General features: G+C 66.5%; 13 protein-coding genes. 7 read left to right on the top strand and 6 right to left on the bottom strand.

Features of this window, described 5'->3' with window-relative positions; translation table 11 throughout:
• The first annotated feature begins 21 nt into the window (after nucleotides 1–21).
• Nucleotides 22–1209, top strand: a complete 1188-nt coding sequence (locus WKW80_RS13140) for an aminotransferase-like domain-containing protein (RefSeq protein WP_340363998.1) — start codon at nucleotides 22–24, stop codon at nucleotides 1207–1209.
• A 3-nt stretch (nucleotides 1210–1212) separates the two neighbouring features.
• Here WKW80_RS13140 and WKW80_RS13135 read toward each other — a convergent pair whose 3' ends face one another.
• Nucleotides 1213–1440, bottom strand: a complete 228-nt coding sequence (locus WKW80_RS13135; RefSeq protein ID WP_340363997.1) for a hypothetical protein — start codon at nucleotides 1438–1440, stop codon at nucleotides 1213–1215.
• A gap of 56 nt (nucleotides 1441–1496) precedes the next feature.
• On the opposite strand from WKW80_RS13135, the gene WKW80_RS13130 reads away from it, so the two are divergent.
• Nucleotides 1497–1802 carry a DUF6172 family protein gene (locus WKW80_RS13130; protein WP_340363996.1) on the top strand — a complete coding sequence of 102 codons (306 nt, stop codon included), beginning with the start codon at nucleotides 1497–1499 and terminating at the stop codon, nucleotides 1800–1802.
• Nucleotides 1803–1872: 70 nt separating this feature from the next.
• On the opposite strand, the gene serB is transcribed toward WKW80_RS13130, so the two are convergent.
• Nucleotides 1873–2583 carry a phosphoserine phosphatase SerB gene (serB, locus tag WKW80_RS13125; protein WP_340363995.1) on the bottom strand — a complete coding sequence of 237 codons (711 nt, stop codon included), beginning with the start codon at nucleotides 2581–2583 and terminating at the stop codon, nucleotides 1873–1875.
• Nucleotides 2580–6062 carry a transcription-repair coupling factor gene (gene mfd / locus WKW80_RS13120; RefSeq protein ID WP_340363994.1) on the bottom strand — a complete coding sequence of 1161 codons (3483 nt, stop codon included), beginning with the start codon at nucleotides 6060–6062 and terminating at the stop codon, nucleotides 2580–2582. The genes serB and mfd overlap by 4 nt, the downstream gene beginning before the upstream one ends.
• Before the next feature lie 94 nt (nucleotides 6063–6156).
• On the opposite strand from mfd, the gene ispD reads away from it, so the two are divergent.
• Together ispD and ispF are read left to right on the top strand one after the other, a co-directional pair.
• Complete coding sequence (gene ispD / locus WKW80_RS13115) at nucleotides 6157–6870, top strand: 2-C-methyl-D-erythritol 4-phosphate cytidylyltransferase (protein WP_340363993.1); 714 nt, start codon at nucleotides 6157–6159, stop codon at nucleotides 6868–6870.
• Entirely contained in the window at nucleotides 6867–7355 is a 489-nt protein-coding gene (ispF, locus tag WKW80_RS13110; protein WP_340363992.1) for a 2-C-methyl-D-erythritol 2,4-cyclodiphosphate synthase, read from the top strand. Before ispD ends, ispF begins: the two co-directional genes overlap by 4 nt.
• Nucleotide 7356: 1 nt before the next feature.
• On the opposite strand, the gene WKW80_RS13105 is transcribed toward ispF, so the two are convergent.
• The gene (locus WKW80_RS13105) at nucleotides 7357–8763 is read right to left on the bottom strand and encodes a sensor histidine kinase (protein WP_422822901.1); all 1407 of its coding nucleotides are present in this window, start codon (nucleotides 8761–8763) and stop codon (nucleotides 7357–7359) included.
• Nucleotides 8764–8837: 74 nt separating this feature from the next.
• Complete coding sequence (gene ompR, locus WKW80_RS13100) at nucleotides 8838–9569, bottom strand: osmolarity response regulator transcription factor OmpR (protein ID WP_213954263.1); 732 nt, start codon at nucleotides 9567–9569, stop codon at nucleotides 8838–8840.
• 173 nt (nucleotides 9570–9742) lie between these two features.
• On the opposite strand from ompR, the gene WKW80_RS13095 reads away from it, so the two are divergent.
• A complete protein-coding gene (locus WKW80_RS13095) occupies nucleotides 9743–10126 on the top strand; it encodes a hypothetical protein (protein WP_340363991.1) in 384 nt (127 codons plus the stop codon).
• Nucleotides 10127–10168: 42 nt separating this feature from the next.
• The gene (locus WKW80_RS13090; RefSeq protein WP_422822897.1) at nucleotides 10169–10864 is read left to right on the top strand and encodes an SIMPL domain-containing protein; all 696 of its coding nucleotides are present in this window, start codon (nucleotides 10169–10171) and stop codon (nucleotides 10862–10864) included.
• Nucleotides 10865–10883: 19 nt separating this feature from the next.
• On the opposite strand, the gene WKW80_RS13085 is transcribed toward WKW80_RS13090, so the two are convergent.
• Nucleotides 10884–11657 carry a 3-hydroxybutyrate dehydrogenase gene (locus WKW80_RS13085; RefSeq protein ID WP_340364170.1) on the bottom strand — a complete coding sequence of 258 codons (774 nt, stop codon included), beginning with the start codon at nucleotides 11655–11657 and terminating at the stop codon, nucleotides 10884–10886.
• Nucleotides 11658–11723: 66 nt separating this feature from the next.
• Between WKW80_RS13085 and WKW80_RS13080 the strand changes: the two genes are divergently transcribed.
• On the top strand, nucleotides 11724–12680 hold the full coding sequence (locus WKW80_RS13080) for an alpha/beta fold hydrolase (protein WP_340363990.1): 957 nt from the start codon (nucleotides 11724–11726) through the stop codon (nucleotides 12678–12680).
• The last annotated feature ends 24 nt before the right edge of the window (nucleotides 12681–12704 follow it).

The following is a 12704-nucleotide window of genomic DNA, read 5'->3' as shown; positions in this document are numbered from 1 at the left end:
GAGTCCTCCGAGATCTTCCCCATGCAATTCGCCACCCGCCTCGACAACGTCGAAACCTCCGCCATCCGCGAACTCTTCAAGCTGCTCGGCACGCCCGGCATCATCAGCTTTGCCGGCGGCTTTCCGGACAGCGCGATGTTCGACGTCGAGGGCCTGAAGGAAGCGAGCGCCAAGGCCTTGGCCGAGGAGCCGGGCGGGGCGCTGCAGTACGGCGCGACCGAGGGCTACGATCCGCTGCGCTCGCAACTGAGCAGCTTCATGAAGACCAAGGGCGTCGACGTCGATCCGAGCGGGCTGATCGTCACCACCGGCAGCCAGCAGGCGCTCGACCTGCTCGGCAAGACCATGATCTCGCCCGGCGACAAGGTCATCGTCGAAGGGCCGACCTTCCTGGCCACGATCCAGTGTTTCCGGCTGTACGGCGCGGAACTCGTCAGCGCGCCGATCGACGCCAACGGCGTGAAGACCGACGAACTCGAAAAACTCATCGCCGAGCACAAGCCGAAGTTCGTCTACCTGATCCCGACCTTCGGCAACCCGAGCGGCGCGATGCTGAACCTGGAGCGGCGCAAGAAGGTGCTGGAGCTTGCCGTGAAGTACCAGACGCTGGTGGTCGAGGACGACCCCTACGGCGACCTCTACTTCGGCGAGGCGCCGCCGCCGTCGATCATGGCGCTGACGAAGGACGTCCCGGGCAGCCGCGAACTTGTCGCGCACTGCGGCTCGCTCAGCAAGGTGCTGAGCCCCGGCCTTCGCATCGGCTGGATGATCGCGCCGGCCGCACTGCTGGCCAAGGCCACGATGTGCAAGCAGTTCAGCGATGCGCACACCAGCACGTTCGCGCAGGCCACCGCCGCGCAGTACCTGAAGAGCGGCCGCATGCCCGGCACGCTGGCCAATGTGCGCAAAGTCTATGGCGAGCGCGCCGCCGCGATGGGGGCGGCGCTCAAGAGGGAACTCGGCGACGCGATCGCGTTCGAGCAGCCCGGCGGCGGGCTGTTCTTCTGGGCGCGCCTCACCGGCGCCAACGGCAAGCTGGCCGATGCCAACGTGTTCGCGAAGAAGGCCATCGAGAAACTCGTGGCCTTCGTGCCCGGTGCGCCGTTCTTCGCAGCGAATCCCGACGTGTCGACCTTGCGCCTGAGCTTTGCCACGGCCAATGTCGAGAAGATCGAGGAAGGCATCGCGCGCCTCGGCAAGGCGCTCTGAGCCTCAGGGCGAGCGGTGCAGCCGCGGCGCCGACAGCAGCGCCAGGTTGTCGGTGATCGCGGCGTCCAAGTTGCGGTACTTGCCCGTCATCCGCGACAGCGTCATGATGGTCTGCAGCGCCTTCAGGTCCTTCACCGTCGGCGCCACCTTGATCTGCGCTATCGCGGCCGCCGTATTGCCGCCGTTGATCAGCGCCATCACCTTGCCTGCCCAGTCGTTTGCGCGCGCCATGTCTTCACCTGCCTTCCGTTGAACGGTCGACTGTACACAGCGAGGTACGATCGATCATGAGAAAAACCTTTCAGCTTCGCCCCGAAGGCAAGCACCCCGACCGCGTCCTCGACGCGGTCAAGCACGAGATCCGCAAATACCTCAAGCGCGAGCGCCGCCGCGAACTGCCGGCCGGCGTCGACTTCTGGGACTTCGACTGCAAGTTCGGCACGACGCAAGACACCGCCGCCGTGGTCCATCTCGCCGAAATCATTGACCTGATCGATGGCGTTGCGAAAGAGGCTGGCCCGCAGTTCTACGTCGAGATACTGGCGAAGCACGGCCATCGCAAGGCGAAGCCGGCAGGGGAGGAAACCGAATAGCGTCCTGCAACGCTCCATGCACGCTCCAGCACGCTCCATGCACGCGCCGGCCAGCGCGAGGTCGTGCGTGTCAGTTCAGAATTTCCAGCAGGCGGTCGAGCCCGCCTTCGTTGATGGCCACCATGGCCTGTTCACGCACCTTCGGCTTGGCGTGATAGGCCACCGACAGGCCGGCTTCGCCCATCATCGGGAGATCGTTGGCGCCGTCGCCGACGGCAATGGTCTCGGCCGGCGAGATGCCCAGCAGCGAGGCCACTTCGAGCAGCGTGCGCCGCTTCTCGGCGCCGTCGCAGATGTCGCCCCACGATTGCGTGACGACCCGGCCGGTGAGCTTGCCGCCGGCTTCGTCGAGCAGGTTGGAGCGCGCGAAGTCGATGCCGAGGCGGTCCTTCACGCGATTGGCGAAGAAGGTGAATCCGCCGGACACCAGCAACACCTTGAGACCCGCAGCCTTGCAAGCCGCCACCAACTCGGCAGCGCCGGGGTTGAGCCGCAGGCGCTCGTCGTACACCTGCTGCAGCGACGAAGCCGGCACGCCCTCGAGCAGCGCCACGCGCCGGCGCAGGCTTTCCTTGAAGTCCTTGATCTCGCCGCGCATCGTGGCCTCGGTGATCGCCGCGACCTCGGCCTTCTTGCCGACCGCGTCGGCAATCTCGTCGATGCACTCGATGTTGATCAAGGTCGAGTCCATGTCGAACGCGATGAGCTTGAAATCCGACAACTGCAACGGAGGCGCCACGCGCTGCACGACCAGGCCGGGGGAATATTCAGGGGAACTCATGCGATCGCGCTTTCTGCTTTCTTGGGTTGTCCGAGGCTGCGCAGGATATCCCGCACCATCTGCGCGCGGTCCTTCGGCTCCTTCAGCTCGCGCTCGATGCGCAGCTTCTCGTTGCCGGCCAGCTTGATGTGCTTGTTCTTCTGGATCAGCTGGATGATCGCCAGCGACTCCACCGGCGGATCCTTCTTGAAGGTGATGTGGATGACGCCCGGCGCCGCATCGACCTTCACCACGCCGTAGGGCCGGGCCAGCACGCGCAGGCGGTGCACGTCGATCAGCGTCTGCGCCTGCGGCGGCAGCTTGCCGAAGCGGTCGACGATTTCCTCGAGCAGCACGTCGATCTGGTCGGAGGTCTTCGCCGTGGCCAGCTTCTTGTAGAACGACAGGCGCAGGTGCACGTCGCCGCAGTAGTCGTCGGGCAGCAGGGCAGGGGCGTGCAGGTTGATCTCCGTCGTCACGCTCAGCGGCGCGAGCAGGTCGGGCTCCTGGCCGGCCTTCAGCGAGCGCACGGCTTCGCTGAGCATCTCGTTGTAGAGCTGGAAGCCGATCTCCATCATGTTGCCGCTCTGGTTGTCGCCCAGCACCTCGCCGGCGCCGCGGATCTCCAGGTCGTGCATCGCGAGGTAGAAGCCGGAGCCCAGTTCCTCCATCTGCTGGATGGCTTCGAGGCGCTGCGCGGCCTGCTTGGTGAGGCCATCGACGTCGGGCACCATGAGGTAGGCATAGGCCTGGTGGTGGCTGCGGCCCACGCGGCCGCGCAGCTGGTGCAACTGCGCCAGGCCGAACTTGTCGGCGCGGCTCATCACGATGGTGTTGGCGCTGGGCACGTCGATGCCGGTCTCGATGATGGTCGAGCACAGCAGGATGTTGAAGCGCTGCGCCACGAAGTCGCGCATCACGCGCTCCAGGTCGCGTTCGGGCATCTGTCCGTGGGCTACCGCAATGCGCGCCTCGGGCAGGATTTCTTCCAGCTTCTGGCGGCGGTTCTCGATGGTCTCGACCTCGTTGTGCAGGAAGTACACCTGTCCGCCGCGCTTCAGCTCGCGCAGCACCGCCTCGCGGATCACGCCGTTGCCCTCGGTGCGCACGAAGGTCTTGATGGCCAGCCGGCGCTGCGGCGCGGTCGCGATCACGCTCAGGTCGCGCAGGCCCTCCAGCGCCATGCCCAGCGTGCGTGGGATCGGCGTGGCGGTGAGCGTGAGCACGTCGACCTCGGCGCGCATGGCCTTCATCGCCTCCTTGTGGCGCACGCCGAAGCGGTGTTCCTCGTCGATGATCAGCAGCCCGAGGTTCTTGAACTGGACGCTCTGCGACAGCAGCTTGTGCGTGCCGACGACGATGTCGACCGTGCCATCGCCCAGCCCCTTGGCTGCGGCGGTGATCTCCTTGGCCGAGCGGAACCGGCTCATCTCGGCGATCTTCACCGGCCACTTGGCGAAGCGGTCGATCAGCGTCTGATAGTGCTGCTCGGCCAGCAGGGTGGTCGGTGCCAGGAAAGCCACCTGCTTGCCGCCCGTCACAGCGACGAAAGCGGCGCGCAACGCCACCTCGGTCTTGCCGAAGCCGACGTCGCCGCAGACCAGCCGGTCCATCGGCTGCGGCGAGATCATGTCCTGGATCACGGCGTGGATGGCGGCCTTCTGGTCGGCTGTTTCCTCAAAGCCGAAGTCGTTGGCGAAGGTCTCGTAGTCGCCCGGCGAATAGCGGAAAGCGTGTCCCTGGCGGGCTGCGCGGCGAGCGTAGATGTTGAGCAGCTCGGCCGCCGAGTCGCGCACCTGCTCGGCCGCCTTGCGCTTGGCCTTTTCCCATTGGCCCGATCCGAGCTTGTGCAGCGGGGCTTCGTCCGCGCTCACGCCGGTGTAGCGGCTCACCAGGTGCAGTTGCGACACGGGCACGTAGAGCGTGGCCTTGTCGGCGTATTCGAGGTGCAGCATTTCCTGCAGCACCGGCGAGCCGTCGGCGTTCCTGCCCTGGCCCAGATCCATGTTGACCAGGCCGCGGTAGCGCCCGATGCCGTGCGCCGAATGCACGACCGGGTCGCCGATGTTGAGCTCGCTGAGGTCCTTGATCAGCGCCTCGACGTCGCTGACCTGTTCCTGCTTCTTGTTGCGGCGGCGCGTGGTGGGCGCGGTGGCGAACAGTTCGGTTTCGGTGACGAGGTCGATGCCGGCTTCGAGCCAGGCGAAGCCGGAGGCCAATGCCGCGGTCGCGATGCCGATGCGTTCGTCGGTGTCGGCCTGGAACTCCGCCAGCGTGTCGAAGGCCGGCGGGTTGACGCCGCTGGCACGCAGGAAGTCGAGCAGGCTTTCGCGCCGGCCGGCGCTCTCGGCCAGCACCAGCACGCGCTGCTGCGTGTTGCGCAGATGCGTTTGCAGCCGTTGCAGCGGCTCTTCGGCGCCACGCACCACAGAGAGCGGCGGCAGCACCTCGAATTCGGCGAAGGGGGCAGCCTCCGCGTCGCTGCTGCGCAAGGCCAGTTGCGCATGCGGCTTGGCGCGCGCGTAGAACTGCTCGGCATTCAGGAACAGCGCTTCCGGCGGCAGCGCGGGCCGCTCGGGATCGTTCCGCACCAACCGGAAGCGCTCGCGCGTGTCCTGCCAGAAATGCTGGAACGCCGGCTCCAGGTCGCCGTGCAGCACCACGGTCGCTTCGGCGCCGAGGTAGTCGAACACCGTCGCCGTCTCTTCGAAGAACAGCGGCAGGTAGTACTCGATGCCGGCCGTGGCAACGCCGTTGCCCATGTCCTTGTAGATGCGGCTCTTGGTCGGGTCGCCTTCAAGCAGTTCGCGCCAGCGGCTGCGGAAGCGCGCGCGCGCGTCGTCGTCCATCGGGAATTCGCGGCCGGGCAGCAGGCGCACCTCGGGCACGGGGTAGAGGCTGCGTTGCGTGTCGGGGTCGAAGGTGCGGATGGAGTCGATCTCGTCGTCGAACAGGTCGACGCGGAACGGCTGGGTCGAGCCCATGGGGAACAGGTCGATCAGCCCGCCGCGCACCGCGTATTCGCCCGGGCTCACGACCTGCGTCACGTGGCTGTAGCCGGCCAGCGTGAGCTGCGCCTTGAGCTTGGCCTCCTGCAGCTTCTGCTTGGTCTTGAAGTGGAAGGTGTAGCCGGCCAGGAAGGCCGGCGGCGCCAGGCGATACAGCGCGGTGGTCGCGGGCACCAGCACCAGGTCGGCCTCGCGCTGGCTGATGCGCCAGAGCGTGGCCAGCCGTTCGCTGATCAGGTCCTGGTGCGGCGAGAAGCTGTCGTAGGGCAGTGTTTCCCAATCGGGGAACAGCGCGCAGCGCAGGCCGGGGGCGAAGAAGGCGAGTTCATCGATCAGCCGCTGTGCATCGTTGGCGTCGGCCGTGAACACGGCAACGGCGCGGCCGGCCGATTTCTCGCGCTCGGCCAGGCGTGCAATCAGCAGCGCATCGGCGGAAGAGGGCGGCCGCGGCAGCGTGAAGCGCTTGCCGGGGACGAGAGAGGGGAGATCCATGGCTTGGTGCAGACAATGCAGAACACCCCGCGCCGACGGGCGAGGGGTGTGCGGGGCGAATTCTAGAATGGCGGCCCTTTCGCTGCCGTGCCCCATGTCCCAATCCCCTGAGCGCCTGTTCGTCGTCATTCCCTGTGCGGGCACGGGCAGCCGCGCGGGCGGCGAGGGGCCCAAGCAGTACCGGCCGGTGGCCGGCGTACCGATGGTTGCGCACACGGTCGCCGTTTTTCGCGCATTGGCAGATCGGTTGGCCGGCTTGGCCCTGGTGGTTTCCCCGGGCGACGAAGCGGTGCATGCCGCCTTGCCGGACTTCCCGCGCGCTGGCGAACGCCTGTTGCACTGCGGCGGCGCGACGCGCGCCGCGACCGTGCTCGCGGGCCTGCACGCACTGCTGGCCGAAGGCGCAGGCGAGCAGGATTGGGTGCTCGTCCACGATGCGGCGCGATGCCTGGTCACCCCGGCGCAGGTCGAGGCCCTGATCGCGGCTTGCGCAGGCGATGCGGTGGGCGGCCTGCTGGCCCATCGGCTCGCCGACACGCTCAAGGCCGCGACGCCCGACGGGCGCGTCGGCGCCACGCTCGACCGCACCGACAAATGGCTGGCCCAGACGCCCCAGATGTTCCGCATCGGCATGCTCGTGGAGGCCCTGGAGCGCGCCGGAGACACCGTGACGGACGAAGCCGGCGCCATCGAGGCCATGGGCCTCGCGCCCAGGCTCGTGCCGGCCAGCGCCCAGAATTTCAAACTCACCTACCCGGAAGACTTCGCTCTGGCAGAAGCCATCCTGAAAGGCCGCACCTCGCCATGACCACTGGCTTTCCATTCCGAATCGGCGAGGGCTGGGACGTCCACCAACTCGTCGCCGGCCGCAAGCTGATCCTCGGCGGCGTCGAGATCCCGCACAACACCGGCCTGCTCGGCCATTCCGATGCCGACGTGCTGCTGCACGCCATCACCGACGCCTTGCTCGGCGCGGCAGCGTTGGGCGACATCGGTCGCCACTTCCCCGACACCGATGCGCAATTCCGCGGCGCCGATTCCATCGTCCTGCTGGCCGAGGCTGCACGCCGTGTGCGTGCTGAAGGCTGGCAGATCGGCAACGTCGACAGCACCGTCATCGCGCAGGCGCCGAAGCTGGCACCGCACATCGCCGCGATGTGCACGCGCATCGCGGAAGCCCTGGCCATCGAGCCGGGCCAGGTCAACGTGAAGGCCAAGACCGCCGAGAAGCTCGGCCCGGTCGGCGAGGGCCGCGCAATGGAAGCGCGCGCGACGGTGCTGCTGCACCGCTGATTCAAACGACCGGCTTCGGCACCGGTGGCTTGACCCCGGCAGCCGCGCGCGGCATCCGGATGTGCGCCGCCAACCCGCGCCCCGGCGTGCTGGTGAGCGCGAAGGTGCCGCCCATCCGGTCAATGTTCTTGGCCACGATCGAAAGGCCGAGTCCCGCGCCTGCAGCCGAGGTCCGCGCCGCATCTCCGCGGAAAAACGGCTTGGTCAACTGCGACAGCAGGGCAGGCGCCACACCCGCACCATGGTCGCGCACCTTGATCAGTACCGCGTCGTTGTGCGCCTGCGCCTGGATATTGATGTCCGCCACGCCAGTGGCCGGCGACTTGCCGTAGCGCCGTGCGTTCTCCACCAGGTTCGAAATCACCCGCGTCAGCTCCACTTCGTCCGCCATCACCGCGAGCTCGGGCGCCACGTCCACCTTGATCTTCACGTCTTCATGATCCTGCACGGCGTAGGTGCAGGCGTCTATCACGTCGCGTAGCAGCACCGGCTTGAAGTCCACGTGGTCCGGCCGCGCGTAGTCCAGGAATTTGTCGATGATCGAGTCGAGCTGCGAGATATCGGCCGCCATGTGGGCCCGCGCGTCTTCATCTTCCACGCTCATCTCGGTTTCCAGCCGCAGCCGAGCCAGCGGCGTGCGCAGGTCATGCGAAATGCCGGCGAGCATCACCGCTCGGTCCTGCTCGATCTTGGCCAGCTGGTCGGCCATGCGGTTGAAGCCGATGTTGACTGCGCGGATTTCGTTCGTCCGGGCCCGCTCGTCGAGCCGGTGCGCCTCGTACTCCCCGTCCCGCACCTCGCGCGCCGCCCGCGACAACTGGCTCAACGGCCGGTTGATGAATCGCGTGATCAGTGCCGCGCCGGCCAGCGACAGCGCCATCGCCGTGATCAGCCACACCAGCCAGGTTCGCCCGCCGACCCGGCTGAAGCGCGTCGGATCGAGCAGCAGCCAGTAGTTGTCGGTCTCGATCGTGAAGCCGATCCACAGGCCCGACTGGTTGTTGACCTGGCTCGCGACGACCGTGCCCTCGCCCAGCCGGTCGATCAGTTCCTCGGTCACGCGCTCGTCCAGCGTGCCGCTGGTGTAGGGCTCGAAGCGGTCGATCGGCTCGCGCGGCAGGATGCGCACGCCTTCCTGGTCGGCCAGGGTCTTGATCAGCGAAACGCGCGTGATCGCGTCCGAATACACCAGCGCCGCCCGCGTCAGGTTGACCAGCGAGGCGATCTGGTGCGCCGTCTGGATCGCGCGCGGCTCGTACTCCAGTTGCCGGAAAGTCTGCAACCACGCCACCGTGCTACCCACCAGCAAGAGAGCCAAAAGGAAGAAGGTGCGCCAGAACAGGCTGAAGCCAACTTTCAGCCGGGCGCCGCGCGATGCCTGCCCGCCGCCTTCGAGCGGGCTCGGCAGCGTCAACTGCGAGCTGTCTTCGGCCAGCGGGGAGCGTTGTGTTGTCCGGGGTCCGTTGGGGAGGGGCACGCTGTTCAGGTCGTGCCGTCCGGCACGAATACGTAGCCGACGCCCCAGACCGTCTGGATATATCGCGGCGCCGCGGCGTCAGACTCGACCAGCTTGCGCAAGCGCGAGATCTGCACGTCGAGGCTTCGGTCAAAGGGCTCGAATTCGCGGCCGCGCGCCAACTGCGCCAGCTTTTCGCGCGACAGCGGCTGGCGCGGATGGCGCACCAGTGCCTTGAGCATGGCGAATTCGCCGGTGGTCAGCGAGAGTTCCTCGCCGTCCTTGCGCAGCGTGCGCGATCCCAGATCGAAGCTGAAGGGGCCAAAATTCACGGTCTCGTTGTCGGTGGACGGTGCGCCCGGGGCTTCCAGCGGCGGGCGGCGCCGCAGCACCGCATGCACGCGCGCCAGCAGCTCGCGCGGGTTGAACGGCTTGCCGAGGTAATCGTCGGCGCCAACCTCCAAACCGACGATCCGGTCCACGTCCTCGCCCTTGGCGGTCAGCATGATGATCGGCGTGCGGTCGTTGGCGGCGCGCAGGCGGCGGCACACCGAGAGGCCGTCTTCGCCGGGCATCATCAGATCGAGCACGATCAGGTCCACCGTGTCGCGCAGCAGGATGCGATTCAGCGCCTTGCCATCCTCCGCGACGATCACCTCGAAACCTTCTTGCGTCAGATAGCGGCGCAGCAGGTCACGGATGCGGGCGTCGTCGTCGACGATGACGATCTTGTCGGTGCGGGCAGGAACTTGAGTCATTTCAACAACGGTGAATTTGTAACAGCGCTGATTCTGTATGCGTTGCCGCCCCATTGAGGTAGTTTTAGCATTTGCCTGACAATAAGTTACAAAACTTGCGGACGCACGCTTTACCGCTGCCAACCGTGTGGCTGACGGTGGCAGAGTGCTTCTGATACGACTTCTGGCTGCCCATGCGACCCGCCCTCTGCACTTTGTTTTTGATGTTCGCCGCTTCGTCTGCTTCCGTGCAGGCGGCGCAGGAAATCGACGTCGGCGGTGGTTTTCGCCGGAGTGAGTTGCGGAATGCGGTCGACGCGCACCGTGCGGCACGGATCGCCCAGGTCCAGCGTGAGGACGCAATGGCGGGGCGGCATCTCACGGCCGCCGAGCGACTTGAACTGCGGGAGCAGTTGCGGCGCCAGTGGGCCGAATCGTCCACGTCCAATACACTACGTTCGGCCGAATCGCAACCCCCTGAGCGCATCGTTCCCGCGTCTGCACCGATGGCGATGCCGATCGCCGACGCCCAACCGGCGCGTTTGTCGGCGGGGACCGCGCGGGACCAGCGCCCCTGAAATCGGGCGCCCAGCCGGCGCCTTCCACTCGAAAGTCCCGATTTGAATGTCATTCGATGGACAGCGGCAAGTGCCTTGTTGGCAGTTGCCAACGCTGCCTCTGCCCAGACTCCTCCGCCCCAGAACGTCTTGCAGTTGTCCGCCAGCGGCACCGTCGTGGCGCAGCAAGACCTGCTGAGCATGACGCTGTCCACCACGCGCGACGGACCCGATCCAGCCGCGATCCAGAGCCAGCTCAAGACCGCGCTTGACGCCGCGCTGGCCGAGGCTCGCAAGAGCACGCAATCCGGGCAACTCGATGTCCGCACCGGCAACTTCAACCTTGCCCCTCGCTACACGCGCGACGGCAAGATCAGTGGTTGGGCAGGCTACGCCGAACTGGTGCTCGAAGGACGCGACTTGCCCCGCATCGCGCAAGTGGCAGGCCGCATCACGACGCTGACGGTCGGCAATGTCGGTTTTGCCCTCAGCCGCGAACAGCGCGCCAAGGTCGAAGTCGAAGCCCAGACCCTCGCCATCAACGCGTTCAAGCAAAAGGCGGATGAACTCGCGAAGGGTTTCGGCTTTGCCGGCTACACGCTGCGCGAGGTGTCCGTCAACGCGAACAGCGACGAGCCGGTCCGTCCGCGCATGATGGCGGCGCAGGCCAAGTCCCTGGCGTCTGACGCCGCTGTGCCGATCGAGGCGGGCAAGACCAACGTCGTGGTCAACGTGTCCGGATCCGTGCAACTGAAATAGCCGGCGCCGGATCGCGAGCTTATTGCGCTGTCCAGCCGCCGTCCATCTGCCATGCCACGCCGCGCACCTGCTCGGCCGCCGGCGAGCACAGGAACACGGCCAGGCCGCCAAGTTGATCGACCGTCGTGAACTGCAGCGAAGGCTGCTTCTCGCCCAGAAGTTCGTTTTGAGCCTGGCTCACTGGAATGCCTTCGCGCGCCGCGCGGTCGTCGATCTGCTTCTGGACCAGCGGCGTCAGCACCCAGCCCGGGCAGATTGCGTTGCACGTCACGCCCGTCCTTGCGGTTTCCAGCGCTACCGACTTGGTAAAGCCTACGACGCCGTGCTTGGAAGCCACGTAAGCCGACTTCTGTGCCGAAGCCACGAGCCCGTGGGCGGATGCGATGTTGACGATGCGCCCCCAGTTGGCCTGACGCATGGCCGGAATGGCAAGGCGCGTGGTATGGAAGGCGCTGGTCAGGTTGATGGCGATGATTGCGTCCCACCGCTCGGCTGGAAAGTCCTCGACGTTGGCGACGTACTGAATGCCCGCATTGTTGACCAGGATGTCGACGCGGCCGAACCTGGACGCGGCGAACTTCATCAAGTCCTCGATCTGGTCTGGCTTGCTCATGTCGGCGCCGTGATATTCGGCTTGGACGCCCAGCGCCTCGACTTGCGCCTTCGGCCCCTCGGCATCGCCGAATCCGTTGAGCACGATGTTCGCGCCTTGCTGCGCGAGAGCTTTCGCGATACCCAGTCCGATACCACTGGTGGACCCCGTCACGAGGGCGGTCTTGCCTTTGAGCATGATGATCAAATCTCCGGATGAATTAGGATGCAACGAGAAGAATTATCAGCGGCCGCAAGGCCTTCTTTCATGACCGAACCCACCCTCCATTTCACCCCCTGTAACGACGCCGCAGGCGGCCACCGCATGGCCTGGTGGCAATGGGGAAATCCCGCAAGTTCGCACCTGGTGATGTGCGTGCACGGCCTCACGCGTCAGGGCCGCGATTTCGATGAACTCGTGAAGGCGTTGCTGATGCGTGCCGGCGGCAATGTGCGCGTGGTCTGCCCCGACGTGGTGGGGCGCGGCGCGAGCGACTGGCTGCGCGACCCCAATGAATACCAGCTTCCGCTGTACGCCGCCGACATGCTCACGCTGCTTGCGCAGTTGCAGCGCGAACAATCCATCGCCACCTTCGACTATGTCGGCACCAGCATGGGAGGGCTGATCGGCATGGTGCTTGCGGGCAATCGCGAACTGCCGTTGCCGGCGCCGATCCGTCGCCTGGTGTTGAACGACGTCGGCCCGGTCATCAACCCCGATGCAATCAAGCGCATCAGCGCCTACGTGGGGCAGAGCGGGCGATTTGCCTCGGTGGCCGACGCCGCGGCCGCGATGTGGGCGATCTCGACCACCTTCGGCCCGCATACGCCGACGCAATGGATGGAACTGTCACGCCACATGGTGGTCCCTGCCTCGCAGCGCAGCGCCGACGGGCGTGCCAAGGTCGCGCCCGAAGCCGGCGTCGACGACCATGCTTTCCTGCTGCACTACGACCCGGCCGTCGGCACGCCATTGCGCGCGCTGACGCCGGAGGGCATTGCGCAGTCCGAAGCTGTCATGTGGTCGCTCTATGACGGCATCACCGCGCAGACCATGCTTCTGCGCGGCGCGGTGTCCGACTTGCTAAGTTCCGCGACGGCGCAAGCCATGACGCAGCGCGGCCCCCGCGCGAAGCTCGTCGAGTTCGAGGGCGTCGGGCACGCGCCTACGCTTGTGGCACCGGATCAGCACGACGCGATCAATTCGTTCCTTCTTTCGCCGTGAAGCGAGAACTCACCAGTCCTGCGG

Origin of the sequence: Variovorax humicola (assembly GCF_037889915.1) — a bacterium.
Classification (GTDB): domain Bacteria; phylum Pseudomonadota; class Gammaproteobacteria; order Burkholderiales; family Burkholderiaceae_C; genus Variovorax; species Variovorax humicola.
Note: the sequence above shows the minus strand (reverse complement) of the source record. Positions and strands in the feature narration are given on the sequence as shown.